Annotated in this window: 25 protein-coding genes; 2 read left to right on the top strand and 23 right to left on the bottom strand. The window is 65.8% G+C overall.

Features of this window, described 5'->3' with window-relative positions; translation table 11 throughout:
- Positions 1-16: 16 nt before the first annotated feature.
- Both QX041_RS15925 and QX041_RS15920 read right to left on the bottom strand, forming a co-directional pair.
- Complete coding sequence (locus tag QX041_RS15925; protein WP_315825300.1) at positions 17-1,795, bottom strand: PQQ-dependent dehydrogenase, methanol/ethanol family; 1,779 nt, start codon at positions 1,793-1,795, stop codon at positions 17-19.
- A 91-nt stretch (positions 1,796-1,886) separates the two neighbouring features.
- Complete coding sequence (locus QX041_RS15920; RefSeq protein WP_315825301.1) at positions 1,887-2,411, bottom strand: copper chaperone PCu(A)C; 525 nt, start codon at positions 2,409-2,411, stop codon at positions 1,887-1,889.
- A gap of 140 nt (positions 2,412-2,551) precedes the next feature.
- On the opposite strand from QX041_RS15920, the gene QX041_RS15915 reads away from it, so the two are divergent.
- Both QX041_RS15915 and QX041_RS15910 read left to right on the top strand, forming a co-directional pair.
- Complete coding sequence (locus tag QX041_RS15915; protein WP_315752384.1) at positions 2,552-3,265, top strand: GntR family transcriptional regulator; 714 nt, start codon at positions 2,552-2,554, stop codon at positions 3,263-3,265.
- 100 nt (positions 3,266-3,365) lie between these two features.
- Positions 3,366-4,052, top strand: a complete 687-nt coding sequence (locus tag QX041_RS15910) for a GntR family transcriptional regulator (protein WP_315825303.1) — start codon at positions 3,366-3,368, stop codon at positions 4,050-4,052.
- Between the two features lie 121 nt (positions 4,053-4,173).
- Here the strand turns inward: QX041_RS15910 and QX041_RS15905 are convergent, their stop codons facing one another.
- The 21 genes from QX041_RS15905 to QX041_RS15805 all read right to left on the bottom strand — a co-directional run bounded on the left by QX041_RS15905 (position 4,174) and on the right by QX041_RS15805 (position 24,695).
- Positions 4,174-5,541 (bottom strand): sensor histidine kinase, encoded by a 1,368-nt coding sequence (locus tag QX041_RS15905; RefSeq protein ID WP_315752381.1) that lies wholly within the window; start codon positions 5,539-5,541, stop codon positions 4,174-4,176.
- Positions 5,516-6,973, bottom strand: a complete 1,458-nt coding sequence (locus QX041_RS15900; protein WP_315713484.1) for a sigma-54 dependent transcriptional regulator — start codon at positions 6,971-6,973, stop codon at positions 5,516-5,518. Before QX041_RS15900 ends, QX041_RS15905 begins: the two co-directional genes overlap by 26 nt.
- 8 nt (positions 6,974-6,981) lie before the next feature.
- Positions 6,982-8,022, bottom strand: coding sequence for a hydrogenase expression/formation protein HypE (hypE, locus tag QX041_RS15895; protein ID WP_315769224.1), 1,041 nt, complete (start codon positions 8,020-8,022; stop codon positions 6,982-6,984).
- A complete protein-coding gene (gene hypD, locus QX041_RS15890) occupies positions 8,019-9,146 on the bottom strand; it encodes a hydrogenase formation protein HypD (RefSeq protein WP_316165923.1) in 1,128 nt (375 codons plus the stop codon). The genes hypE and hypD overlap by 4 nt, the downstream gene beginning before the upstream one ends.
- Positions 9,143-9,379, bottom strand: a complete 237-nt coding sequence (locus QX041_RS15885) for a HypC/HybG/HupF family hydrogenase formation chaperone (RefSeq protein ID WP_315713487.1) — start codon at positions 9,377-9,379, stop codon at positions 9,143-9,145. The genes hypD and QX041_RS15885 overlap by 4 nt, the downstream gene beginning before the upstream one ends.
- Positions 9,379-11,643, bottom strand: coding sequence for a carbamoyltransferase HypF (gene hypF, locus QX041_RS15880; protein WP_316165921.1), 2,265 nt, complete (start codon positions 11,641-11,643; stop codon positions 9,379-9,381). Before hypF ends, QX041_RS15885 begins: the two co-directional genes overlap by 1 nt.
- Positions 11,640-12,614, bottom strand: a complete 975-nt coding sequence (gene hypB / locus QX041_RS15875; protein ID WP_316165920.1) for a hydrogenase nickel incorporation protein HypB — start codon at positions 12,612-12,614, stop codon at positions 11,640-11,642. The genes hypF and hypB overlap by 4 nt, the downstream gene beginning before the upstream one ends.
- Positions 12,614-12,955, bottom strand: a complete 342-nt coding sequence (gene hypA / locus QX041_RS15870) for a hydrogenase maturation nickel metallochaperone HypA (protein WP_315713490.1) — start codon at positions 12,953-12,955, stop codon at positions 12,614-12,616. Before hypA ends, hypB begins: the two co-directional genes overlap by 1 nt.
- The gene (locus QX041_RS15865; protein WP_316165918.1) at positions 12,948-14,048 is read right to left on the bottom strand and encodes a nickel-dependent hydrogenase large subunit; all 1,101 of its coding nucleotides are present in this window, start codon (positions 14,046-14,048) and stop codon (positions 12,948-12,950) included. Before QX041_RS15865 ends, hypA begins: the two co-directional genes overlap by 8 nt.
- Positions 14,045-14,548: a [NiFe]-hydrogenase assembly chaperone HybE gene (gene hybE / locus QX041_RS15860; RefSeq protein ID WP_316165917.1), complete on the bottom strand. Its 504-nt coding sequence runs from the start codon at positions 14,546-14,548 to the stop codon at positions 14,045-14,047. Before hybE ends, QX041_RS15865 begins: the two co-directional genes overlap by 4 nt.
- Entirely contained in the window at positions 14,545-14,757 is a 213-nt protein-coding gene (locus QX041_RS15855; RefSeq protein ID WP_315754982.1) for a rubredoxin, read from the bottom strand. Before QX041_RS15855 ends, hybE begins: the two co-directional genes overlap by 4 nt.
- On the bottom strand, positions 14,754-15,617 hold the full coding sequence (locus tag QX041_RS15850; protein ID WP_315754980.1) for a hydrogenase expression/formation protein: 864 nt from the start codon (positions 15,615-15,617) through the stop codon (positions 14,754-14,756). Before QX041_RS15850 ends, QX041_RS15855 begins: the two co-directional genes overlap by 4 nt.
- Entirely contained in the window at positions 15,614-16,060 is a 447-nt protein-coding gene (locus tag QX041_RS15845; protein WP_316166183.1) for a hydrogenase accessory protein, read from the bottom strand. Before QX041_RS15845 ends, QX041_RS15850 begins: the two co-directional genes overlap by 4 nt.
- Before the next feature lie 236 nt (positions 16,061-16,296).
- Positions 16,297-16,587: a HypC/HybG/HupF family hydrogenase formation chaperone gene (locus QX041_RS15840; protein ID WP_315736711.1), complete on the bottom strand. Its 291-nt coding sequence runs from the start codon at positions 16,585-16,587 to the stop codon at positions 16,297-16,299.
- Positions 16,588-16,609: 22 nt separating this feature from the next.
- Positions 16,610-17,197 (bottom strand): HyaD/HybD family hydrogenase maturation endopeptidase, encoded by a 588-nt coding sequence (locus tag QX041_RS15835; protein WP_316165915.1) that lies wholly within the window; start codon positions 17,195-17,197, stop codon positions 16,610-16,612.
- Between the two features lie 12 nt (positions 17,198-17,209).
- Positions 17,210-17,953 (bottom strand): Ni/Fe-hydrogenase, b-type cytochrome subunit, encoded by a 744-nt coding sequence (gene cybH / locus QX041_RS15830; RefSeq protein ID WP_315754974.1) that lies wholly within the window; start codon positions 17,951-17,953, stop codon positions 17,210-17,212.
- A gap of 15 nt (positions 17,954-17,968) precedes the next feature.
- Positions 17,969-19,759, bottom strand: coding sequence for a nickel-dependent hydrogenase large subunit (locus QX041_RS15825; RefSeq protein ID WP_315736708.1), 1,791 nt, complete (start codon positions 19,757-19,759; stop codon positions 17,969-17,971).
- Between the two features lie 21 nt (positions 19,760-19,780).
- The gene (locus QX041_RS15820; protein WP_316165913.1) at positions 19,781-20,872 is read right to left on the bottom strand and encodes a hydrogenase small subunit; all 1,092 of its coding nucleotides are present in this window, start codon (positions 20,870-20,872) and stop codon (positions 19,781-19,783) included.
- A gap of 233 nt (positions 20,873-21,105) precedes the next feature.
- Positions 21,106-22,545 (bottom strand): nickel-dependent hydrogenase large subunit, encoded by a 1,440-nt coding sequence (locus QX041_RS15815; RefSeq protein WP_316165912.1) that lies wholly within the window; start codon positions 22,543-22,545, stop codon positions 21,106-21,108.
- Complete coding sequence (locus QX041_RS15810; RefSeq protein WP_316166182.1) at positions 22,542-23,558, bottom strand: HupU protein; 1,017 nt, start codon at positions 23,556-23,558, stop codon at positions 22,542-22,544. Before QX041_RS15810 ends, QX041_RS15815 begins: the two co-directional genes overlap by 4 nt.
- Before the next feature lie 15 nt (positions 23,559-23,573).
- A complete protein-coding gene (locus tag QX041_RS15805; protein WP_316165910.1) occupies positions 23,574-24,695 on the bottom strand; it encodes a HoxN/HupN/NixA family nickel/cobalt transporter in 1,122 nt (373 codons plus the stop codon).
- Between the last annotated feature and the right edge of the window lie 50 nt (positions 24,696-24,745).

Below are 24,745 nucleotides of genomic sequence, written 5' to 3'. Positions count from 1 at the left end.
CGCTCCGCAGCCGACTTCACAGCGAGAAGACGTAGAGCATCGAGCCGGGCTGGATCTTCTTCAGCTCGGGCGTGGATTCGATGAACCACTTGTCCCAGGCGCCGCCGAGACCGACCAGGATCGCGACATACTGCTTGCCGTCGACCGAGAACGTCACGGGAGGCGCATTGACGCCGCCACCGGTGTTGAACTCCCACAGCTTCTGCAGGGTCTTGGCATCGAGCGCCATCACCTCGCCCGAGGGCTGACCGGTGAAGACGAGGTCAGGCGTCGACAGCATGCCGCCGAGATTCGGGAACGGCGTCTCCATCTTGCCGGCGATCTTGCCGGTGGTGACGTCGATCGCGGTCACGCTGCCCGTGATCTTGAACGGCTGGCTCGGTCCGCCGCCGGTCCAGAACTCGCGCGGCTTCAGCTTGTCCTTGGTCGCTTCTTCCACGGTGATCCGGTTGCAGCTCTCGATCACCGGGATGTACCAGAGCTTCAGGTCCGGATTGTACGAAGTCGGCGGCCAGTTCTTGCCGCCCATGTTGCCCGGGCAGATGTCCGCGACCTTGTTCTCACGATGCGGCGACACCGACGCATTGTAGCGCTGCACCGGGTTCTTCGGATCATACTCGATCGGCTTGCCGGTCTCGGCATCGAGCCCCTTGGTCCAAGTCACCTTCTTGACGAAGGGCAGGCCCCAGATGAACTTGCCGCTGGTGCGGTCGATCGCATAGGCAAAGCCGTTGCGGTCGGCCTCGAGCGCGAGCTTCAGGGTGGAGCCGTTCGGCGCGGGCACATCGACCAGGACATTCTCGGCGACGCTGTCATAGTCGAAGGGATCGTTCGGCGTGTGCTGATAGTGCCACTTGATCTTGCCGGTGTTGGCATCGAGCGCCAGCGAACTGTCGGTGTAGAGGTTGTCGCCCGGACGATAGGCGTTGTCCCAGTCCGGACCGGGATTGCCGACGCCCCAGATGATGGTGTCGGTCGCCGGGTCGTAGGTCCCGGTCACCCAGGTCGAGCCGCCGCCGGCCGCGGCCGCGTCGTTGCTGTCCTTCCAGGTCTCGCTGCCCGGCTCGCCCTTCCCCGGAATGGTGTGGGTGCGCCAGACCTCCTTCTGCGTGCCGAGATCGGTCGCCGCGATCCACCCGCGGATGCCGTATTCGGCGCCGGCCACGCCCGAGATCGCCATGTTCTTCACGATCAGCGGCGCACCGGTGATCACCTCGCCCTTGTCGGGATCGGCGACCTGGCGCTGCCAGGCGACCTGTCCGGTCTCCTTGTTGGTCGCGATCAGGCGGCCGTCGAGCGTGTGCGAAATGACGAGATTGCCCCACAGCGCGACGCCGCGATTGTCGACGCCGCAGCAGGCGATCGCACCGGCCCAGTCGTGATCCGTCTTCGGATCCATCTTCCAGACCAGTTGGCCTTTGCCACCGCGCGCGTCGATCTTGTAGACCGAGCCCCAGCCGTCGGTGACGTAGATCATGCCGTTCTCGACGATCGGCGTGCCTTCGAGACCGCCGTGGCTCCAGATGCCGCCGCCCTCGACGCCGCCGAGATGCATCGTCCAGGCGACCTTCAGGTTCTTGACGTTATCCTTGTTGATCTCCTTCAGCGCCGAGAACCGTGTGCCCGAGTAGTTCTTATGATGGTGCAGCCAGTTGCCGGCTTCGTTGTCGGCGTTGAGAAGCCGTTCGGGGGTCATCTCGTCGGCGGCCTGCGCCGGCGATGCAAGCTGGAAACAGGCGAAGGCTGCGCTGGCCAGCAGCACCGCCCGCAGGGTCGACCTGACGTTAGTCCTCATCGTTTCCTTCTCCCATTATATTGATTATGAGTTGGAGCGAATACCGCTCCGCCAAGCGCGACGGCGGAGGGCAGCAGGCGACAAACACGCTTCAAGGGGACTTGCGAACCTCGACCTCCGTTTCGATGGATCCTGCTTTCTGGAACACGATCGTGCAGGTGAAGCGCTGGCCTGGCTCGAGCGGCTCCCGCGTCTGCAGCAGCATCACGTGATAGGCGGTCGGCAGCAGCACCAGCGTGCTGCCCGCGGCAATTGGAATGTTGGGAATGGAGCGCATCGCCGGCGCGCCTTCGCCGCGGTCGACGGTGTGCCGCTCCGAAAAATTGGCGATCGGACAACGCACGCGCATCAACGCTTCCGGCGCGCTCGTGTCATTCTTGATCGTGATCAGCAACGGGATGTCGCGTCCCACCTCGGGCGCCGCCGGCACCCACGCATCCGACAGGGTCAGGCCTTCTCCGGCCACCCCGAGCGCAGGCGCCATCGCTGCAACCGACGCCACAGAGGCCGCCAGCAATGCGCGCGAGACCGCCGGCATCACGCCGGCGCGCACGCTGCCCTCCGAGCGCGCGGACCAAACCTGATCGCGCTCCAGACTGGTCGGATCTTCCGACAACGGAGTCCCTCCCCTATATGGCCGCCTCTTTAACTTGCCCTAGGGCGGCGCCCTTTTTTGAATTCGTACTCTGAATTCGAATACGTCGCAAATGGATTTTCTGTCTTGACATGCTAATGTCCGGCAAAATGTGATGACCCATGCGAATCGTGCCCGCCGCTCCCTCTCTGGTCGACCAGGTCGTCGAAGCCATCACTGACGAGATCGTCAGCGGCGTTCTCGCGCCGGGCTCGCGGCTGATCCAGGACGATCTGGCCCAGGCTTACGGAGTGTCGCGCCAGCCGGTTCAGCAGGCGCTGATCCTGCTGCGCGGCTGCGGGCTGGTGCAGAGCGCGCCGGGCCGCGGGTTGATCGTGGCGCCGCTCGACCCCGGCTTCGTCCGGGACCTCTATGAGATGCGGGCAGTGCTCGAAGGCCTCGCGGCGCGACTGGCCGCCGAGCGGGCGAGCGATCGCGCTGCGCGCGAAGGTCCGGCCTACATCGCGGCCGGCTACGAGGCGGTGAAGAGCGAGCTCGTCAACCGCAAGATCGAGACCGACATCGCCTTCCATCGCTTCCTCGGCGACCTCTCCGGCAACGCGCTGATCGGCGAGACGATGGCACCGCATTGGCCGTGCCTGAAGCGGGTGATGTCCGACGTGCTGCAGAAGGAGCAGAGCATGTCACGGATGGTCTGGGACGAGCATGAGGACATTCTTGCAGCCGTCATCGAGGGCCGCAGCGCCGAGGCCGAACGGCTGAGCCGGGAGCACATTTCGCGCGCGGCCAGCGTGTTCATCCATCACCTCGAAATCCAGCAGGACAGCAAGTCCAAGCAGCGGCGGACGCTCACTGCGCGGAAATTCCCGCTATGACTCCGTTCAAACCGACAGCGGCCGCAATGCGAGCGCTGGGCTCCGGCACGGCAGCCTCGCATTCGCGACCGGACATCACACCTGATCCCGTGGAGGCCGTGTGCCGCCGCTGAAGACCCAGCCGAGCCTGACCGAACGCGTCTACGAGCGCATTCTCTCCGACATCGTCGGCGGGGAGTTGCCGGAATCTGCCCGCCTCATCCAGGACGATCTGGCCCGCGACCTCGGCGTCTCGCGCCAGCCGGTGCAGCAGGCCCTGCTGCTGCTGCGCAATCAGGGCTTTGTGCGCGAGGCGCCGGGCCGCGGCCTGGAAGTCGCGCCGATCGACACCGACTTCATCCGCAACCTCTATGAAATACGCGCGGTCGCCGAGGGCCTCGCCTGCCGGCTCGCGGCGACCCGCGGCGCCAAGCGAGCGGCCGAGGAAGGCCCGAATTTGATCGAGCAGGGCCGGCGCGCCGAGCGCGAGCATTCGGTCGAGAAGCTGATCGAGGCCGACGTCAGGTTTCATGAATTCCTCTACGAGATCTCCGGCAACTCCGTCATCCAGGACACCACCCTGCCGCATTGGCTGCATCTGCGCCGGCTGATGGGCGAGGTGCTGATGCGCGACGAGACGCCGCGGCGGATCTGGGATCAGCATGAGGACATCCTGCGGGCGGTGATCGCGGGCGATGCGCAGACAGCCGAGGATCTTGCCAGGCAGCACATCACGCGAACCGCAACCGTGCTGCTGGCGCGGTTGACCAATCAGCGCGAGCGCGTGCCGGTCGCAACGGCGTCCTGATCACCTCGGGCTTGGCTTCTGCCCGCAACATCCGACGGCACCGCCGTCAGGAACCCCAGCATCGTTTCGAAGGGATACCCAGCATCCCACTTCAGCGTCGGCAGCAGCGCCGCCGCTATGGTCAAGCCGCCGGCAAGCTGAAAGAGAACGTGGCGCCGCCCTGCGGCTCGTTGCTGGCCAACAGCTCGCCGCCGTGCTCGCGGACGATGCCGTAGCTGATCCACAGCCCGAGCCCCGTCCCCTCCCCGACGCGCTTGGTCGTGAAGAACGGCTCGAAGATGTGGGTCAGATGATCCTTGTCGATGCCCGGGCCGTTATCGGTGATGCGAAAGGCGATCTCGCTGCCCTGGCGCGCCACCGCGACCAGAAGGCGCGGCAGGTCGGTCGATCGCATCGCGTCGATCGCGTTCTCCACGAGGTTGACGATCACCTGATGCAGCTGGCCTTCGTTGCCCAAGATCCACAGATCCGGCTCGACCTCGATCTGGATGTCGACACGATGCTGCTTGGTGCGCCCTGCCCACAGCACGGCGGTATTGATCAGTCGCTCGATGTTGACGCGCTCGACCTCGCCGAGCTTCGAGAACGACAGGCGGCGCAGGTTCTTGACGATCTCGCTGATGCGCACCGCGCCTTCCAGCGTGCCGTCGATCAGCGGCCCGAAATCCTCGAGGATGGCGTCGATCCTCAGATCCGAGCGAAGCGCGGCGATGTCCTCGCTGACCGGCTGCTCATGGATGGCATCGAGATAGCCGACCAGCGAGGTGCGGTAGCGCATCAGGGTGTGGATGTTGCCATAGACGAAGCTGATCGGATTGTTCAGCTCGTGGGCCACGCCGGCGACGAGCCGGCCGAGGCTCGCCATCTTCTCCTGCTCGACCAATTGCCGCTGCGCCCGCTGCAACTCCTGATGCGCCTTGTGCAGGGCCTCATAGGCGCGGCGCAGCTCGCCGATCGGACGGCCCGTCAGCACGACGCCGATGAAGCGGCCGCGATGGTCATGCCGCGGCGAGCTGTTGATCGCGAACAGATCGGAGCTGACGCCGGCTGCCGCGGCAAAGCGCAATTCACCGTCGACCACATCGGCGCTGCTGCGCGGCTTCAGCAGCGAGGCGAGCTTGGGCCGATGATCGGGATCGATCATCTCGGCGATATCGCGACCGGCGATGTCGGCCAAGGCCCGTCCCGATGTCTGCAGGAATGCGGAGTTGGCCTGCTGTACCGTGCCCCTGGCGTCGCAGACGACCAGGATGTCGGAGACGGACTCGATGACGTTGGTGACGAAGGCCTGGGCTTCCTCGAGCTCGGCGTTCTTGTGCTCGAGATCGACCTCGTAGCGCAGCAGGTCGGAATAGACCTCGTCCATCTTGCGGATCACTTCGATCCACACGCCTTCGCGCTCGCTGTCGAGTTCGAGCGTGCTGCTGCTCGCGATAAGCTTGAGCAGCGTGTCAGCCCCGGACTCAGGAGAGTGAGTGGCCTTTGCCATGTTTCTTCAGATCATATCTCGACAATTTGTTCCGGAGCCCCACCCTTGACAGGCCGAGCTCGCTGGCGACGCGACTGATGTTACCATCATATTTCTCCAGACAGTGAACGATGATGGTCTTTTCAAGATCCTCGACCCTGTCCTTCAGGCTCCCGGAACCGTTGAGCTTGCCATTGGCGATCGCGGGCGCGGCGCGGCGGCCGTTGCGCCGGCCGGCGAACGGCGGACAGCGCAGTTCGTCGGCATCGGCCAGCACGGCCATGCGCTGGATCTCGTTCTGCAACTCGCGAACATTGCCGGGCCAGTGATAGCGGGAGAATTCCTCCAGCGCCGCCGGTGCGAACCGCAGATGCGGCCGGTTGAACGATGTCTTCACCGCCGACAGCACGCCCTCGGCGATCAGCGGAATGTCCATCGGACGCTCGCGCAAGGACGGCATGTGCACCGGAAACGCGGCGAGCCGGTAGTACAGATCGCGGCGGAAGCGGCCGGCTTCGACTTCGGCCTCGAGATCCCGGTTGGTGGCAGCGACCACGCGCACGTCGACCTGGCGCACGCGCTGCGCGCCGAGCGGCCGGATCTCGCTCTCCTGCAGCACACGCAGCAACTTGACCTGAAAGGCGGGGGATGTCTCGCCGATCTCGTCGAGAAAGATGGTGCCGCCGTCGGCGACCTCGAACAGGCCGATGCGGTCTTGATAGGCGCCGGTGAACGCGCCCTTCTTGCAGCCGAACAGCTCGCTCTCGAGCAGCTCATCGGGTAGCGCGCCGCAATTCTCGACCACGAAGGCCTTGGTGGCGCGCGCAGAGCCATAGTGAATCGCACGCGCCAGGAGCTCCTTGCCGGTGCCGGATTCGCCGGTGATCAAGACCGAGATGTCGTAGTCGGCGGCGCGCCGGCCGAGCTCGATCACGTTGCGCATCGGGCTCGCCGCCGAATGCACGATGCGGTCGAAATCATAGAGCTGCTTGGCGGCGCCGCGCTTGACCGACACCACCTTCTTGATGTGGGCCGGCGTGGCCTTCACGTCGACGCCGGCGGTCTCCGTCTCCTTCTGCAGCCGGTACAACTGCACGGCCTCGCGGACGATCTCGATCAGGCGATCCGGCTGCCAGGGCTTTGTGATGTACTGATAGATGCCGGCCTCGTTGAGGCCGGCGATGATGTCCTCGGAGTCCGAATAGCCGGAGATGATCATCCTGACAGGGTCGGGCCACATCTCGCGCACGCGCTTCAGGAAGCTGACGCCGGATTCCTGCGGCATGCGCTGGTCGCAGATCACGGCGTGCACGATCTCGCCTTCGAGCAGCTTCTCCGCGTCGTTCGTGTTGCCGGCACACAAGACCTCGAAGTCCTGGTTGAGGACGCGGCGCAGCGCCTCCTGCGACCGGACCTCGTCATCCACGACCAGTATCGTTCCCTGGATCCCCATCGCGCGTCTCAGCAGATCCGCGGCAACTGCTCGCCGGACAGCCAGTCGACGATACGGCCGCCGCCGAAGCTCGTCGCCATCTGGACGAAGCGGTGATCATCGGCCACCGCTTCGCCGACGTCAGCCGCATCGCGGCCGAGCGGATGCGCCCTCATGGCGGCGAGCACGGCGCCGGCCAGCTCCGGCGCGACGATCGCGACGAGCTTGCCCTCATTGGCGACGTGGAGCGGATCGAGCCCGAGCAGCTCGCAGGCGGCAGCGACCGCAGGCTTCACCGGAATCGCTTCCTCCTGCAGACGGAAGCCGAGATTGGACTGCTGCGCGATCTCGTTCATCGTGGCCGCAACCCCGCCGCGCGTGGGATCGCGCATCAGCCGGATGCCGGCGCCGCCGGCTGCAACCATGTCGGCGACGAGCCCGTGCAGCGAGGCCGAGTCGGAGATGATCTCGGTGTCGAAGGTGAGGTTCTGCCGCCGCGACATGATCGCCACGCCGTGATCACCGAGGCTGCCGGACAACAGCACGCGGTCGCCGGGCCTGGCCTTGTCGGCCGAGAGATCGAGGCCGTCCGGCAGCACGCCGACGCCGGCGGTGGAAATGAACACGCCATCCGCCTTGCCGCGCTCGACCACCTTGGTGTCGCCGGTGATGATCGCAATGCCCGCCTCGCGCGCCGCCTCGCCCATCGCATCGGCGATCCGTTTCAGGTCGGAAAACGCAAACCCCTCCTCGATGATGAAGCTCGCCGACAGATACAGCGGCCTGGCGCCGGCCATGGCGATGTCGTTGACCGTGCCGTGCACCGCCAGCGAGCCGATATTGCCGCCGGGGAAGAACAGCGGCGAGACCACATAGCCGTCGGTCGTCATCACCATGCGGCCGGCGGCGACGTCGAACGCCGACTGGTCGTTGCCGCGCGCCAGCCATTCGTTGCCGAACGCCTCGTGGAACAGGCCGGCAATCAGTTGCGCCATCGCGCGACCGCCGGCGCCATGCGAGAGATCGACGCAGCCGTTCTTCATGTCGAGCCGGCGCTGATGCATGCTCATGATGCAAGCCTCCGCTGATGGTCGCGGAAGCGGCCATAGGTCCAATGCGCCGCGCAGGCGCCTTCCGACGACACCATGCAGGAGCCGATCGGCGTCTCCGGCGTGCAGGCGGTGCCGAACAGCCGGCAGTCCACCGGCTTCTTCAGGCCGCGCAGAATGGCCGGACATTCGCAGGCCGGATTGTCGGCCACCACCAGCTCGGACATGGCAAAGCGCAGCTCGGCGTCGAGATGCGCGAAGGCGGGCCGCAGTTTCAATGCGCTCGCCGGAATGCTGCCGAGGCCGCGCCATTCGAACTGGTCGCGCAGTTCGAAGATCTCGGCGACCTCGCGGATGGCGCGCTGGTTGCCGCTGGCGGTGACGGCGCGACGGTACTGGTTCTCCACCTCGTGGCGGCCGTCATTGACCTGCTCGATCAGCATCAGGATCGCCTGCATCATGTCGAGCGGCTCGAAGCCTGCGATCACGACGGGCTTGCCGTCATCGCGCGCGAACGGCGCGTAGGGCTCGGTGCCGATCACGGTCGAGACATGCGCCGGCCCGACGAAGCCGTCGATCTCGACCGTGTCGTCGCTGTCGAGGATCGCGCGCATCGCCGGCGGTGTCAGCACGTGGTTGCAGAACACGGTGAAGTTCGACAGCTGCTTCTTCTCGGCGGCCCGGATCATCACGGCGGTCGGGGGCGTCGTGGTCTCGAAGCCGATGGCGAAGAACACCACCTCGCGACCAGGATTCTGCTCGGCCAGCGCGATCGCATCCAGCGTCGAATACACCATGCGGATGTCGGCGCCGCGCGCTTTCGCCTTGAGCAGCGAGGACCCGCGCGAGCCCGGCACGCGCATCAGGTCGCCATAAACGCAGAGGATGACCTCGGGCCGTTCGGCCAGCGCGATCGCCATATCAATGCGCCCGGCCGGCAGCACGCAGACCGGACAGCCGGGGCCATGGATCATGCGCACATTGTCGGGCAGCATGTCCTCGAGGCCATAGCGCGCGATCGCATGGGTATGGCCGCCGCAGAATTCCATGAAGCGATAGGCGCGCGCCGGATCCGCCTTGGCGCGGATGGCGCGCGCAAGACCCGTCGCCAGCTCCTTGTCGCGAAACTCGTCGGCATATTTCATGGTCTGACCTCCGCCACAGCCTCACCCATCTGCCGGAGCAGGTCGAGCGTCTCGCGCGCCTCCTCCGGATCGATCTTGGCCAGCGCGTGGCCGACATGAAGGATGACGTAGTCGCCGACGGCGATCTCCTCGATCAGCGCGACCGAGACCTCCTTGCTGACGCCGTCGATCGAGACGATCGCCATGTCGTCAGGTAGAAGCTTGATCACCTCGGCGGGAATGGCCAGGCACATCAGACGGTCCCTCCAGACATCATGTTGTTTGTGAGATGCAGACCGGCCACCCAGGCCTGTCCGAGGCTGAGGCCGCCGTCATTGGGCGGCAGCCGGCGCGGCAGCAGCGGATCGAGGCCCGCGGAATGGCAGCCGCGCACGATCTGTTCGGCCAGATGCGCATTGAGAAAACAGCCGCCGCTCAGCGCGATCGTACCGATGCCGGTCGCGCGCGAAGCTCTCACGATCCAGTCGACGCAGGCCGCGGCCAACGTGCCGTGAAACAGCCCCGCCGCTTCGACGGCGTCGAGATCACGCGCGATCAGATGCGCGAGCAGCGGCCGCAGCGACAGCACGCCATCGGCAATGGTCCAGCCGCGCTCCAGCGCCGCGGGTTCGCGCACCAGCGCTTCCAGCTTCATGGCCGCCTCGCCTTCGTAGCTCTGCACCGCGCTGACACCGAGCAGTCCGGCCACGGCATCGAACAGCCGGCCGGCGCTGGTGGTGACTGGAGCATCGGCACGATCCAGCAGCATGGAGATGTTGCGCGACTGTGGCTGGGCCGAGAAACGATGCCCGATCTCGTCACCGCGACCGATGTCGTGCAGCACGGAAGCCGCCATCCGCCACGGCTCCCGTGCGGCCCGGTCCCCGCCCGGCATCTTCAACGGAGCGAGATGGCCGAGGCGCCGGAAGCCCGCGCCGTCGCACGACAGCAACTCACCGCCCCAGGCTCCGCCGTCGCTGCCATAGCCGTAGCCATCCAGCACCAGCGCGAGAGCGGGACTGGTCACGCCATGCTCGGCCATGACGGAGGCCGCATGCGCCTGGTGATGCTGCACCGGCAGCGTCGGCAGACCTCGTGCCTGCGCGAACCGCGTCGACGCCATGTCCGGATGCAGGTCATGCGCGATCGCGACCGGCTGGACATCGAGGATGGCGGTGAGATGCGCAATCGTCTCCTCGAAGAAGCGGATCGCGGCCACCGTGTCGAGATCACCGAGATGCTGCGACACGAACGCCTCGTTGCCGCGCGTCACCGTGACCGTCGCCTTCAGGTGAGTGCCGACCGCGAGCACCGGCGGCATGGTGCGCGCGAGCCGGATCGGCTCCGGAACATAGCCGCGCGCACGCCTGACGAAGCGGGGAACGCCGGCCACGACGGCAAGCACGGAATCGTCGGCGCGGATGACGATGTCCCGGTCGTGGGTGACGATCAGGTCCGCAATGCCGGCAAGATCCGCGAGCGCCTCGGCATTGCCGGTCAGCAGCGGCTCCCCGCTCGGATTGGCGCTGGTGCAGACCAGCGCCCATAGTCTGTCGGCAGCCGCGCGGCGGCCCGCCTCCAGCACATGGAAGATCAGATGATGCAGCGGAGCAACCGGCAGCATCACCCCGATCTTTGCGAGGCCTGGTGCGACCGAGGACGCAACACGCTGGCGTGAGCGCAACAGCACGATCGGCCGCGCCACCCGCTCCAGCAGCGCGCGCTCAGGCGCATCGATCTCGGCAATCTCAGTTGCGGCGTCGGCCGTGGCCAACATCACGGCAAACGGCTTGCCGTCGCGCTGCTTACGCGCGCGCAGCCGCCGGACCGCCTGCTCATCCTGTGCGTCACAGAGCAGCTGATAGCCGCCGAGACCCTTGACGGCGACGATCCTGCCACTCGCGAGCGCGGCTGCGATATCATCGATGCCATGGCTGAGCCGCGGACCGCAGCGCGGACACGAGATCGCCTCGGCATGAAAGCGGCGCCCTGCAGGATCTTCGTAGTCGGACCGGCACGCCTCACACATCGGAAAGTGCTTCATCGCCGTGGACACGCGATCGTAAGGCAGGCGCTCGGCGATGGTGAAACGGGGGCCGCAATGGGTGCAGTTGACAAAAGGATAGAGATGGAAGCGGCTGCCGGGATCGAACAGCTCGGCCAGGCATGCGGCACAGGTGGCGGCGTCCGGCACGATCCGCGTCGTGACGCGCCCGCCCACGCTCCCGGCGATCCGGAAGCCCGTGCCGATACCGGCCGCGATCGGCTCGACGGCGATGTCGTCGATGCGCGCCAGCGGCGGTGTCTGCCGCGGCAGAGCCTCGACGAATTCGGCGACCTCGTCGCCCTCGACCTCGATCAGCACGCCATCAGCATCGTTGGCGACGAAGCCGCCGAGCCGATGGCGGGTTGCCAGACCATGGACATAGGGACGAAAGCCGACGCCCTGCACGGCCCCGCGGACGCGGAGCCGGAGGCACGTATGGTTCGCCGCCGATGTCCGGCCGGGCGTGCTCATCCCCGCACCGCGTTCGCTGCGCCGGCCCGCATCCGCTCAGACTGCTTCCTGATCCAGGCGTAGAACGCCGAAAGGCCCTCGCCTGTCTTCGCGGAGATCGTCAGTACCTCGATCTTCGGATTGACTCGGCGGGCATATTCGATCGTCTGCGCAAGATCGAAATCGAGCACCGGTGCCAGATCGATCTTGTTGATGAGCATCAGCGATGACGCTGCAAACATGTCGGGATATTTGAGCGGTTTGTCCTCGCCCTCGGTGGTCGAGAACACGACGATCTTGCAGGCCTCGCCGAGATCGAAGGCGGCCGGACATACGAGGTTGCCGACATTCTCGATGAACAGCAGCCCGCCGCGCAGTGACGGCAGCCGGCCAAAGGCTTCGCCGACCATGGCCGCGTCGAGATGACAGCCCTTGCCGGTGTTGATCTGGATCGCCGGCACGCCGGTGGCGCGGATGCGCTCGGCATCGTTGGAGGTCTGCTGGTCGCCCTCGATCACCGCGACGGGCCGACTCTGCTTGAGATCGGAGACGGCGCGGACCAGCAGCGAGGTCTTGCCGGCGCCCGGGCTGGAAACGAAGTTGAATGCCAGCACGTCATGCGCGGCGAAGCGCGCGCGGTTTTCTGCCGCGAGCCGGTTGTTCTTGCCGAGAATGTCGCGTTCGATCTGGATGATGCGCCCGCTGGAGAGGCCGGCAACCTCCTGCCCGGCCGGATTGACCGAACAGTCGACGTGGTCGGCAGCATGATCATGTTGATGATCGTGCGCGCGACCGTGATCATGCGGGTCATCATCGTGATGGTGACCATGCTCGTGCTCGTGATCATGATAATGGCCGTGATGGTGATGATGTCCGGACTGATCATGGCTGTGATCGTGTCCATGAGCCTGATGATGCTTACCGTGATCGTGATGATGATCACCGGATTCGACAGAGGGCTTGCCGTCGCTGCAGCCACACACCGTGCACATTACTCGACCTCCAGCTCCTTGACCCGCATGTCCTCACCGCCCGTGACCTGCAGCTGATGACTGCCGCAGGCCGGACAAGACTGATAGCGTTGACTGATCTCGACGCCGCGCGAGCAGCCCAGGCACCATGCCGTGCCCGGCTGTTCGATGATCTCGAGCGCTGCCCCCTGCAACAGGGTCTTCGCTGTCACCGCCTCGAAACAGAATCGCAGCGCCTCCGGCGCGACATGGCTGAGCGCACCGATCTCCAACCACACGGTCTTCACCGTGGAGAAGGCGCCCTTACGTGCCTCCTGCTCGACGATCTCGACGATGCCTTCGCACAACGCCATCTCATGCATCGGCCATCCCCCGGAACGCCAGGTGATAGCCGACGCAGGGATCGAACGATCCGACCATCGTATGGATGGCCTGGCGATCGACGGTGCCGCGCAGCGCAACCCCCGTGAGGCTCCTCACGACAGGACCGCGCGGGTGAAAATTCCATTCCGTCGGCGCCAGATACTCGAAACGCGAGACCGCGCCGTGCGCATCCAGCTCGATCGCGTGATGCAGCCGGCCGCGCGCGCATTCGACTGCGGCGGCGCCGCGCCGCGACCCGAGCGCGTAGCTTGCGACGGCATGCGGGTCGGCCGCCTGGTCCTCCGCCTCGCCGGTCTCGATCCAGCGGAACAGCTCAGCAATCTCAGCGATCTTGGCTGAGAGGCGTTCGACGGGACCAGCCGATGCCAATTGATGGCGCTCCGCATAGCGGGCCCAGACTCCGGTCTCCGGAACGCGGCCGTCGAGCTCGGGAGCCTCAGCAAAGGCAGATCCCACGTCGATCAATTGCGTGACGATGGCGCCATCATCGGCGGCCGACAGGATGTCGTGCTCGGCCGGCATGTGCCTCCATCCTCCATCATCGGCGGCCTTCCGGGCCGCGTCCATCATCGATGCAAGCGGAGTTCCCGGCAGAACCGGTTCCCCTGGCAAGCCTATGCCCAGAGCCACCATGCCCGTCTTGATCTGAGACAAGGTTGCAGCGCGAGATTGCTGCGAGACGCCGGAATGCGTCTGTAGCGCCGCGATCGCCTGCAAGAGCCGTTGAACCGGCTGCGCAGCACTACGATTGTCCGCCATTGAAGCGATCAGCAGACCGCGCATGAGTTCGGCGAAGCGTTCCGTCAGCACGGCCTCGATCCGACGATGACGCGTCGACGGCTTCGCCTGCTCGCCGCGCGCCGCTTCCAGCGCCGAGAGCAGCGCGACCTGATGCGCACCGGCGCACAGCGAGAACAGCCGCGGCAGGGCCGCAAGCAGCATTTCGGCCGGCTTGCCGGCGAACAGCCGTCCCAGCGGCGGTCGCGTGCGCGGCTGAATGTCGACGCCTGTGATCCGCCGATCGGTGACCGACAGCGTCACGTCGATGCGGTTGCGAAAGCCGAGGGTCATGCGCGGCCCTCGGAGAGCGTGCCGCGCAGGAACGCGCGGCGATCGATCGTGCTCGACGCCTTCGCGGCGCGCTCGGACAACGCCTCGTCCTCAGGTGCCGCCGTCAGCGCGGCGAGCGCGGCCTCCGCCGCCGCACGCGCCGCGGCCATGTCCGCGAACTCGAACATCGGCGAGAACAGCGAGCAGCTCGCGATCCGCCCGATCCCGGCGATATCGCCGATCGTGAACTCGAACGAGCCGGCCGGAAGCACGATCTTGACGACGGATCCCGCGGAGTCCTGGGCGGCCGGAGTGACCACGTTCATGAACCAGGGCGTGACGACGATGCCGAGGATGCGGCCCTCAACCACCGAAAATCCGATCGCCTCGACGTCGAGCGCGTCGTGATAGATCGGCAGCTCGCGCATCGCACGCGCGCCGATCCCACGATAGACGCCGGCGAGACGCTCGCCCCACGCGACCGGCGTGACGTCAGACGTGCCCTGCGCGTCCGCGCTCATTGCTCGACCACCATGAACTTGGTCTTCGGCGCGTCGCAGTTCGGGCAATGCCAGTCGTCCGGCAGCGCCGCGAACGGCGTGCCCGGCGGAATCTGCGCGACGCCGTCACCTTCGGCCGGGTCGTAGCGCGTCCAGCAGATGCCGCACTCCAACAGCGCGTCATCAGCGAGATCGCTGCGGACACCGTAATTCTCGAAGCCACCGCTCATGTGAAATAGGCCTCGATGATTTGGGTCAGGCGCTCGGCCGAATCCTCGAAATCCTCGGCTGCAGCGAGCGCGACCACCGGCACGCCGCCGACTTCGAGGGTGTCGAGAATGATCGTATCCATGGCGTTGAAGAACTGCACCGACCAGACATGGCGGATGCCGGTCGCGAGCACGCGGCAGGTGCCGTAGCCGCGCGACATCAACTGGATCGGGCCGTTGCCGAGCGTCTGCTGCAGGAAGCTCATGTCGGCCGGGCTCATCGGCAGCAGCGTGAAGTTGATGGTCTGCGAACGCTGGCCCGGTCGCCAGGACAACGCGCGCTCGCGGATCTCGGCGAGCACCGGCAGCGCGTTCATCGTGCCCTCGGGCACCGGTCCGATCGCGATGTCATTTGCGGTCAGGTCGGCGGCCGCGCGCGACACGATCTCCGGCACGGCGCCGACCTCGATGTAGTCGTGGCGCTCGTCCGCTTCCAGCCGCACCCGCCAGATGCCGGCGAGCACCGATTCCTGGATCTGGGCCAGCGTCCCGTCGGGAAGAGCCACGACGCCCGCGACCTCGCCTTCGCCCAGCACGTCGTCGATCAGCCGCCGCTCGAGATCGTTGAGGCCTTCGAGACGGAATAATTGCGTCTGTGCGCCGGCCGTCTGCGCCGCGATGGCGGATGCAATCGTCGACAGCAATTCGACCGCGCGCGGACAGCTGCGCGCCAGCGCCTCCGAGTCGAGCGAGGCCAGCTTGGCCAGCGCTCCGGAAGCGGTCAGCCCCTTGTGGGAGGTATCGAGCGCCTCTTCGCCGATCGGAAAGATGTTGACCGGCTCCTCGGCTCCTTCAGGCGCGATCCAGAATCCCGGCTTCATCGCTCGACTCCCGCAGGCTGATGGACGGGGACGATGCTGGCGACGACCGCCGCCGTCGCGCCCCGCGGCCGGTCGATCAGCCGCGAGATGCGATCGACATAAACAGACCAGTCCTGGATCTTGGCGATCAGGCCGAGCGTCTCCGCCCCGCGGCACAGGATCAGGCTCGGCTGCACACGCACGCCGAATCGCGCCCCGAGTTCGGCCTCGGCGTCGCGCGCGATGATCGCGCCGCGCAACCGGCCCTGAAACGCCGTGATCAGTTCCGGCAGCACGATGGCCACGTCCAGTGCCTCTGGAAACCGCGCGGGATCCCCGGCCGACAGCAGCACGGCGACGAGCCCGGCGCAATCAGCCTCGGAGAGAAAGGCATCGACGGTGCCCGTATCGACCTCCGGCAACCCGCCGCGCGCGCGCGCGCGGTCACGCTGCTGCATTTCCATCGGTGTTTCTCCCTGACCAGTTATCGTTGCCATATTCCCCATGATCAGCAATCGACGTGCCAGACACCCACGCGGAGCCGGGAATGCTCAAGGCATTGAAACATATTCAATTTTTATCGCAACCAAGGGATGCGCAAGAAATCGGAAAGGTGCTTTCCAGGGAAAGCCTGCAAACTTACTTCATCTATGGAAATCTTGTTATCAGCAATCTGGCGCCGCCCGACGGCATGACGCCGCTACCGCAAATGCTCCGGAAGCTCCGGCTCGCGCCCGATCAGATCGGCGAAGAAGTCGTCGCAATTCTCGCCGTTCACGGCCGCCTGCAGACCGCGCAGCGCCTCGCCGATCAGCCGCGCCTCTTCGTCATCGAGCAGGCGAACGGCGTTGTCGATATAGACGAGCACCTTGGCTCCGACCGGCGGGTTCGACAGCAACAGCACCGAGACGCGGCGCTCCTCGCCGTCGAAGCTGCACAGCGCCGAGACGCCATCGGTCTCGAGGATTGTCATCGGCAGGCCAAGACACATGTCGGATTCCCTCGCGGCGCGGTTACTCGGCCGTGCGCGCCCGCAGCTCGTAGCTGTGATGGTCGATGTCGTTCGCGAGCAGGCGTTCGTCGCCGGCGAGCGGTTCACGCCGCGACACGGCGGGCGCGCCCCATTCGGCCAGGAGGGCGCAGGCCAGCTCGATCGCCGGCGCGATCTGCGCACGAACCGGCGCAGTCAGCGGACCGCCCCAATCCTCGAGGTCGAGCGGCTGGCAGCCGATCAGCGCAAGCCGCTGCGGATAGCGGCCGAGCAGGTCGGCCGCGCTCAGTACTTCCTGGAAGCCCGTCTGGTGCAGGCTCATCTTCTTGGCGCCGGTGAAGCGCGGCACCTCGTCATCGCGGACGAGCTTGAGCTCGCCTGGCACAAGGCCATAGTCGATGGCGTCGAACACGATCAGGCCGTCGGCTTCCTCGACATAGTTGACGAGGTAAAGTCCCTGCGTGCCGCCATCCAGGATCGTGACGTTGTCGGGCACGGTGAAGCGGCGGTGGAATTCCTCCACTACCCGCACGCCGAAGCCTTCGTCAGCCCAGAGAATGTTGCCGATCCCGAGCACCAGAATGCGATCGCGCCCGCGCTCATCGACCATGCCGGCCCCCTGCTAGTCGCGGAACTGCCGTTCGCCTGAGATCATCGAGGAGATGATGCTCTGGCGTGACATGATGTCTTCGCGAATGGCGGCATAGACATGCACCATCACGAACGTGACCAGCGCCCACATCCCGAGGTGATGCCAGGTATGCACATCCTGGCTGTTCGGCCAGATCGCAAACACCCAGCCAAACAATTTGTGCTGCCAGCTGTCGATCCCGGTGCCTTCTGAATAGAGCGCAAAGCCGGTGACGATCATGAAGGTCACGAACAGCGTGAAGCCGATGAACATCGCCGTCTGCGCCAGAGGATTATGGCCGACATACATCTTCGGCTCACGTTCCAGGAAGGCGTACCAGCGGATCTCGTGCAGCACCTCTTTCCAGAACTGCTTGCGATGCACCGGAATGTAGAAGATCTGCCGGGAGTGATGGTTGCCGACGAAGGCCCAGAAGATGCGGGCGAGGAAGAACACCGCCAGCACCTGTCCGGCAGCGAAATGGGCAAAGCGGATATAGCCCATCACGAAGTTCGCCGACGCCTCTCCCGACACCGTCGGGAGCGGTGATCCGATGAGATAACCGGTGATCATCAGAACGATGATCGCGAACGCGTTGACCCAGTGGCAGATGCGCACCGGCGCTTCGTAGACATAGACCGTGGGCCGGCCGACCGCATGCTCGCCGGCGGCGTCGGCTACGATCGCGGCGATGTCCGTCCCCGACTCGGGCGGGCGTGCAACTGCATCCATCATGACCCTGCTCCCGTGCTACCTGACCTTGACCTTGGCCAGTTCCTGGCCATCCGGACTCATGACGTGCGTCGAGCAGGCCAGGCACGGATCGAAGGAATGGATCGTGCGCAGGATCTCCAGCGGCTGCTCGGGATTGGCCATCGGGGTGTTCATCAGCGACGCCTCGAATGCGCCGATGTTGCCCTTGGGATCGCGGGGCGAGCCGTTCCAGGTCGTCGGCACGACGCACTGATAGTTGTCGATCTTGGTGTCCTTGATCTTGATCCAATGCGCGAGCGCGCCGCGCGGCGCCTCGGTGAAGCCGACGCCCTTGGCCTCCTTCGGCCAGCTCTCGGGCTTCCATTTGTCGACATTCGCCGTCGAGCTGTCGCCCGCCTTGATGTTGGCGATCAGCTTGTCCTGGAAGTAGCGCATCTGCCGTCCGGCCCAGACCGATTCCAGCGCGCGCGCCGCGGTGCGGCCGAGCGTGGAGAACAGCGCCGTCAGAGGCAGGTCGAGATCTTTCAGGAACTTGTCGACGGGATCCTTGAACTCCGCCTTGTTCTGCGCATAGCCGACGACCCAGCGTGCGAGCGGTCCGACCTCCATCGCATGTCCGCGCCAACGCGGCGCCTTGATCCAGGAATATTTGCCGCCCTCGTCGAGCTCCTTGATGTCCGTCTTGGTCCCCTTCGCGTTGGGGCCGAGCACGTAGTTCGGCTCGGTGATGCCATCCCAGGGATGCAGTCCCTTGGTCTCGTCGGGGTATTTGTACCAGGAGTGAACCACGAACTCCTGGATCTCGTCCGGATTGGCGTGATCGACCGGAAACACCTCGGACAGGTTGCCGTTGATGATCGCGCCACGCGGCAGCTTCAAGCTCTTGGCGGAGTAGTCATTGGCATGCTCGGGCACGTCGCCATAGGCGAGCACGCTCTTGCCGGACAGGCCGCCGCCATAGAGCCAGTCCTTGTAGAAGGAGCCGATCGCGGCGACGTCGGGCAGATAGACCATCTCATTGAACTCGATCAGGCGATCGATGATCGAGGAGACGAGATTCAGCCGCTCGATGTTGATGGCGCCGACGGCACCGGTGCCGTCGATGTTGATCGGACACGGTACGCCGCCCACGAGCCAGTTCGGATGCGGGTTCTTGCCGCCGAAGATGGTGTGGATCTTGACGATCTCCTTCTGGAAATCGAGCGCCTCCAGATAGTGCGCCACCGCCATCAGGTTGGCTTCGGGCGGCAGCTTGTAGGCCTTGCTGCCCCAATATCCATTCTTGAACGGGCCGAGCTGCCCCGACTCGACGAACTTCTTGAGGCGGGTCTGGAGGTCCCTGAAATAGCCGGGCGACGACAGCGGCCAGCTCGAGATCGACTGCGCCAGCGTCGACGTCGCCTTCGGATCGGCCGAGAGCGCCGAGACCACGTCGACCCAGTCCAGCGCGTGCAGATGATAGAAGTGCACGACGTGGTCGTGCACTTGCAGCGCAAGCTGCATGAGGTTGCGGATGGAGTTGGCATTCTCCGGAATGGTGATGCCGAGCGCGTTCTCGACCGCGCGCACCGATGTGAGCGCATGCGTTCCGGTGCAGACGCCGCAGATCCGCTCGGTGAAGGCCCAGGCGTCGCGCGGATCGCGATTCCTGAGGATCACCTCGATGCCGCGCCACATCGTGCCGGTGGAAACCGCGTTGCGGATGACATTGTCGGAGTCGACGTTGACCTCGACCCGCATGTGTCCCTCGATGCGGGTGACCGGATCGACGACAATGCGCTTGCCGGAATTGTCGAGATTGAAGCCATTGGGGGTCTGGATGCCCATCGTTGCCTGCCCTGAATGCGATCAATGATCTTGTTTGGCGTCGTCGCGCTTGGTGGCGAGCCGTTTCACGGCCGTCACCGCCGCATGCGCCGCGACCGCTGCACCCACCGTGCCCGCGGCCACCATGCCGACCTGGTCGGCGTTGTGTTCGATGCCGAACTGCTTGATGTTGGTGAGACGGTCGTAGAACGAGCCCTTGTCCCAGAAGCCGTCCTCGGAGCAGCCGATGCAGCCGTGACCGGACTGGATCGGGAACGACACGCCGCCGTTCCAGCGCACGGTCGAGCAGGCGTTGTAGGTGGTCGGACCCTTGCAGCCCATCTTGTACAGGCAGTAGCCCTTGCGCGCCGCCTCGTCGTCCCACTCCTCGACGAACTGGCCGGCGTCGAAATGCGGCCGGCGATAGCACTTGTCGTGGATACGCTGTGAGTAGAACATCTTCGGCCGGCCCTGGCGGTCGAGCTCGGGCAGCTTGCCGAACGTGGTGATGAAGGTGACGACGCCGGTCATGACCTCGGCGATCGGCGGGCAGCCCGGCACCTTGATGATCGGCTTGTTGGTGATGACCTTGTCGATCGGCGTCGCCTGCGTCGGATTCGGCTTCGCCGCCTGCACGCAGCCCCAGGACGCGCAGGCGCCCCAGGCGATGATCGCCATGGCGTCCTCGGCCATCATCTTGAGCTTCTCGACGAACGGCTTGCCGCCGTCGATGCAGAACATGCCGCCCTCGTTCAGCGGCGGATTGCCCTCGACTGCAAGAATGTACTGTCCCTTGTACTTCGCACGCGTCTCTTCGAGGATGGCCTCCGCCTGGTGGCCGGCCGCCGCCATGATGGTGTCGTCATAGTCGAGCGAGATCATCGACAGCACGGCATCCTTCACCAGCGGATGCGCCGAGCGGATGAAGCTCTCCGAGCAGCACGTGCATTCGAGCCCGTGCATCCAGATGACGGGCGTGCGCGGCTTGGTTTCGAGCGCGTTGGCGATGCGGCTAGCCGCGAGCGGCCCAAGGCCGAGGCTCGTTGCGGTGAGGCTGCAGAACTTGTGAAAGCTGCGCCGCGTGATGCCCTGACGCCTGATGACGCTGTAAAAAGTTTCCGTTGCCGCGCCCATGAGTCCTCCCCTGACATCGCGTTGGCGATCATCTGATCGCGTTCTGGCGAGAAGGACAGCAAGATGCGGGCCAGCATCATTGCTGGATTTGAATCATAATGATTCCAGATGCTTGCAGCAGCGAGGCCGCGATCGTGGATCCTTGGAAGGCGGATCGCGCGCGATAATCGGAAATCACGCGCTTTGCACCGACAAGCTTGTTTCCGCTTGCTGCCTGCCTGTGTGCAGCGCGCTCAATGGGCCGTGCAGACCATGCAGGGATCGAACGACCGCACGACGTGCTGAATGCCGACCGCACGCGCGCCGGCAGTGCCGACCTCGGTGCCGACCAGCGCCTGTTCGAGCGGGCCCGCGACCCCATCCGCGTCGCGCGGAGAGAAATTCCAGCTCGTCGGCGCGATGATCTGATAACGCTCGATCCGGCCGGAGCGCACCGCGAGCCAGTGGCCGAGGCTGCCGCGCGCAGCTTCCACGAGCCCGACGAAATTGCCGTCGGCCGCGCCGGCGCTGTTGTCGCAGAACGGCTCGTTGAGACGCAGCCCCTTGATCCAGTGCTCGATCGACAGCGCGAGCCGCGCAGTTTCGATCAGCCGGGCGATGACACGATTGCGGACATTGCTGCGACCGCTCGCGAGCAGCGCGGTGATCAACGGCTGACCGTCGATGGCCTGCCTTGCGAGAGCGCCGACCTCGACCGGTTCTCCCGCAAGACGCGGCGCCTTGCACCAGCTATAGGCGTCGGCTTTGTCGGCATCGGGCACGGTGCGGCTCTCGGCCGGATCGAGCGACGTATCGTGCATCCAGGCGTGCGAGACGTCCTCGGTGATGCCGTCCGACGGCAAAGCGTGGACCTCGCCGCTGTTCGTGCGGACACCAGCGCGAAAACGAGCCCCATTGAAATCGTGATACGCGCCGAAGCTCATCAAGAGACCGGGTCCGCTGCCGAGGTCGGCCAGCGCGAGCGCATCGGCCAGCCGCAGGAAATGCGCGAAGTCGCCGGCGCGGCCCTCCCGCCAACGGTCGAGCTCGTCCGATGTCGACAAGGCGAGCACGTTCTCCAGCTTGTCGGCAAACACGACGCGTTCAAGGAAACCGCGAAACGACGCCGCGATCGCGTTGAGCCGCACGCGCTCGCCGAGCTCGATCGCGCGCGTCGTCCCGCCTGGCTGGAAGGCGAGACTGTGCGGCCATTTGCCGGCGATCAGGCCCATGATCTCGAGCAGTCGCGCGCGGGCAGGCAACGCATCGCGGGCCGCGCTGCCCTTCGTCGCCGCGAAGCGCTCGGCCGTAGCCGAATGCCAGGCATGCGAGGCGTAGGCGTCGCGGGCGAAGTCCGGCATGAAGAAGATGTAGAAATGCGTCAGATGGTCCGCTGCGTTCTCGGCCGCGTGCGCGATGTTGGCCGCGAGGACGCCGTTTGGCGCTGCCGCAATACCCATGGCCTGGCGCAACGCCGCGGCGGCGGCGATCGATTGCGACACCGAGCAGATGCCGCAGATTCGCGGTGCGATCACCAGGGCGTCCAGCGGCGGCCGCCCCTCCAGGATCTGCTCGAAGCCGCGATAGAGCGGCGCCGTCACCTCCGCCCTGGTGACGCGGCCGCTCTCGATATCGAGCCTGACCTCGAGATCGCCTTCGACACGATTGAACGGTCCGACCGTGATCCGCGTCATGGACGGCGCTTGTCGCCGGCACGGCCCGGCGGCACCACGACGTGATCCGCCGTCGCATTAACTCGGACGCGACGCGGCGTGGCCGATTTCGACAGCGCTGCGAGCGCGACGAACCAGGCCTTGGGCATGTCGGTCGGAAGCCCCACGGGAATGCCGGCGAGCTTGGCCGTCTGCAGATAGTTCTGCGCGCTCTCGAAGCCCGGCGAGGTGCAGGCGATGCAGGCGTAGCCGCCCTTGGTGCAGGAGCCGCCGCCGTTCCACGAGCGCTGATTGCAATCGCCGACCGCTTGCGTTGCGCGGCAGCCGAGATGCTCCATCAGGCAGCCGCGCTCCGACATCGTCTCCGCGCTCGCCTTGAACTCGTAAAACTCGTTGCGCGAGCAGCCGTGATGAGCCAGGTGATTGGCGATGAAGGTCGGACGGCCGACCGCGTCGAGGCCGTCTGCCGTCAGATCGCCCGAGGTGAGCGCCAGCAGGCTTTCCATCATCCAACCCGGATGCGGCGCACAGCCTGCGACGTTGATCACCGGCAGCCCGCGTTTCGAGCGAAAGCCCGCGCCGAGCGCGCCGCCGACGTCGCTGCCCTCGAACTGCAATCCGACCGCATCGGTCGGGTTGATGCCGGCAGCAGGAATGCCGCCATAAGCGGCGCAACTGCCGACGGCAACGACGTAGTCGGCCAGCGGCGCCAGATCGAGCAGCCAGTGATAGATCGAGCGGTTGGTGCCGGCGAGCATGTTGAAGCGGCCGGTCAGACCAGGTCCGCGCGCCACCGAGCCTTCGAGCACCAGCAGATCGAGCCGCTCGCGGCCGTCGCGGATCGCCTCCAACAGCTCCACGACCTCGTCCCCTGTCTGCTCGCTGACGGAGGGATGCCATACCAGATCGATGCCGGATTGGCGCAGCTCGTCGAACCAGCCGGACGCGCCGCTTTCCAGGATCGACATCGTGCAGCCGCCGCAGCTCGCACCCTGCAGCCATAGCATCCTGATCGTTCCCTCAGAGCCGACCATCATAAGGCCCCGCTCCTAGCCCGTCTTAAGCGTTCCGCTTCGTATCACCGGCGGGTTTAGCGCCCCCGCATGAACACTGGCAAGCGCTTCCCCGGGGATAGCCTCGGAACCGCGCTGGCTGCGACCGAGCAGCATGGCGACCGCCCAGATCAGTCCGAACAGGCCAATCACGACGATCCCGAGATTGGCGACATCGTCGCCCAGCGCGGTGGCGACCCCCGTCCATCCCCCGGTCAGGCCAAGCCGCGGCGCCAACAGCGTGATCGCCTCGAAGCCGCCGATCACCAGCGCGATGGCAACGGATGCGCCGGTGATCACGAGGTTATAGCGCAGCTTGCGTGCGGGATCGGTCAGCGCCCAGCGATAGGCGCCCGCCATCAGCATGCTGTCGGCGGTGTCGACGGTGGCCATCGCAGCCGCGAACAGCGCCGGAAACACCAAGACATGGGCGAGGCTCGCGCCGCGCGCGGCCTCGGTTGCCGACAGGCTGAGAAGCCCGATCTCGCTCGCAGTGTCGAAGCCGAGACCGAACAGGAAACCGAGCGGATACATGTGCCAGGCGCGTCCCACCAGGCGGAGCACCGGGCGCAGCAGGCGGATGAGGATGCCCCGTCCGGAGCTTCCGGCGGTTTCCATCTCGGACTGCGGCTGTGCGGCGCGGCGCCAGAGGTTCACGAACAGAATGAGGTTCGCCAACGCGATCAGCAGCAGGAAGCCGGCCGAGACCGACGTGCCGATGACGCCGCCGATCGCCCTGATCGCGCTCTCTTCATCCAGGAGGTCGGCGCCGGCGATGAGGCTCACGACGATGGTGGCGATGACGACGACGCTGGAATGGCCGAGCGCAAAATAGAGGCCGGCGGCGCGCGGGGCGCTACCGTCCTGCACCAGCTTCCGCACGACGTTGTCGATCGCCGCGATGTGATCCGCATCGACCGCATGGCGCAGTCCGAGCAGCCAGGCCAGCATCGCGGTGCCGACGATGGCGGGCCGGTCGGCGTAGAGCGCGAACGCCCAGGCCCAGGCGAGCGCGTTGGCGGCGACCAGCCCGCCGACGAGCGCAACGTTGCGGCCGGGCTGCGATCGCCACCACAGCAGCCGAGGGGCACGAGGATGATCAATTTGAACAATCGTCATACTCGGACTATAGCAAGAGCCAGGCCAGTTCGGTAAAGCCCCCCGCTGCA

It is taken from the genome of Bradyrhizobium sp. SZCCHNRI2009, assembly GCF_032485115.1.
Lineage (GTDB): Bacteria > Pseudomonadota > Alphaproteobacteria > Rhizobiales > Xanthobacteraceae > Bradyrhizobium.
This window is presented reverse-complemented; position numbering and strand designations above follow the sequence as displayed.

What these genes read in the sequence shown, in the direction of transcription:
- QX041_RS15850 (WP_315754980.1), bottom strand. Translation starts at nt 15,617, where the DNA reads ATGAAGCCGGGATTCTGGATCGCGCCTGAAGGAGCCGAGGAGCCGGTC.
- cybH (WP_315754974.1), bottom strand. Translation starts at nt 17,953, where the DNA reads ATGATGGATGCAGTTGCACGCCCGCCCGAGTCGGGGACGGACATCGCC.
- QX041_RS15805 (WP_316165910.1), bottom strand. Translation starts at nt 24,695, where the DNA reads ATGACGATTGTTCAAATTGATCATCCTCGTGCCCCTCGGCTGCTGTGG.
- QX041_RS15835 (WP_316165915.1), bottom strand. Translation starts at nt 17,197, where the DNA reads ATGGTCGATGAGCGCGGGCGCGATCGCATTCTGGTGCTCGGGATCGGC.
- QX041_RS15825 (WP_315736708.1), bottom strand. Translation starts at nt 19,759, where the DNA reads ATGGGCATCCAGACCCCCAATGGCTTCAATCTCGACAATTCCGGCAAG.
- QX041_RS15925 (WP_315825300.1), bottom strand. Translation starts at nt 1,795, where the DNA reads ATGAGGACTAACGTCAGGTCGACCCTGCGGGCGGTGCTGCTGGCCAGC.
- QX041_RS15915 (WP_315752384.1), top strand. Translation starts at nt 2,552, where the DNA reads ATGCGAATCGTGCCCGCCGCTCCCTCTCTGGTCGACCAGGTCGTCGAA.
- QX041_RS15900 (WP_315713484.1), bottom strand. Translation starts at nt 6,973, where the DNA reads ATGGGGATCCAGGGAACGATACTGGTCGTGGATGACGAGGTCCGGTCG.
- hypD (WP_316165923.1), bottom strand. Translation starts at nt 9,146, where the DNA reads ATGAAATATGCCGACGAGTTTCGCGACAAGGAGCTGGCGACGGGTCTT.
- hypE (WP_315769224.1), bottom strand. Translation starts at nt 8,022, where the DNA reads ATGAGCATGCATCAGCGCCGGCTCGACATGAAGAACGGCTGCGTCGAT.
- QX041_RS15845 (WP_316166183.1), bottom strand. Translation starts at nt 16,060, where the DNA reads ATGGAAATGCAGCAGCGTGACCGCGCGCGCGCGCGCGGCGGGTTGCCG.
- QX041_RS15840 (WP_315736711.1), bottom strand. Translation starts at nt 16,587, where the DNA reads ATGTGTCTTGGCCTGCCGATGACAATCCTCGAGACCGATGGCGTCTCG.
- QX041_RS15810 (WP_316166182.1), bottom strand. Translation starts at nt 23,558, where the DNA reads ATGGTCGGCTCTGAGGGAACGATCAGGATGCTATGGCTGCAGGGTGCG.
- hypF (WP_316165921.1), bottom strand. Translation starts at nt 11,643, where the DNA reads ATGAGCACGCCCGGCCGGACATCGGCGGCGAACCATACGTGCCTCCGG.
- QX041_RS15905 (WP_315752381.1), bottom strand. Translation starts at nt 5,541, where the DNA reads ATGGCAAAGGCCACTCACTCTCCTGAGTCCGGGGCTGACACGCTGCTC.
- QX041_RS15820 (WP_316165913.1), bottom strand. Translation starts at nt 20,872, where the DNA reads ATGGGCGCGGCAACGGAAACTTTTTACAGCGTCATCAGGCGTCAGGGC.
- hybE (WP_316165917.1), bottom strand. Translation starts at nt 14,548, where the DNA reads ATGAGCGCGGACGCGCAGGGCACGTCTGACGTCACGCCGGTCGCGTGG.
- QX041_RS15815 (WP_316165912.1), bottom strand. Translation starts at nt 22,545, where the DNA reads ATGACGCGGATCACGGTCGGACCGTTCAATCGTGTCGAAGGCGATCTC.
- QX041_RS15855 (WP_315754982.1), bottom strand. Translation starts at nt 14,757, where the DNA reads ATGAGCGGTGGCTTCGAGAATTACGGTGTCCGCAGCGATCTCGCTGAT.
- hypB (WP_316165920.1), bottom strand. Translation starts at nt 12,614, where the DNA reads ATGTGCACGGTGTGTGGCTGCAGCGACGGCAAGCCCTCTGTCGAATCC.
- QX041_RS15865 (WP_316165918.1), bottom strand. Translation starts at nt 14,048, where the DNA reads ATGACCCTCGGCTTTCGCAACCGCATCGACGTGACGCTGTCGGTCACC.
- QX041_RS15885 (WP_315713487.1), bottom strand. Translation starts at nt 9,379, where the DNA reads ATGTGCCTGGCCATTCCCGCCGAGGTGATCAAGCTTCTACCTGACGAC.
- hypA (WP_315713490.1), bottom strand. Translation starts at nt 12,955, where the DNA reads ATGCATGAGATGGCGTTGTGCGAAGGCATCGTCGAGATCGTCGAGCAG.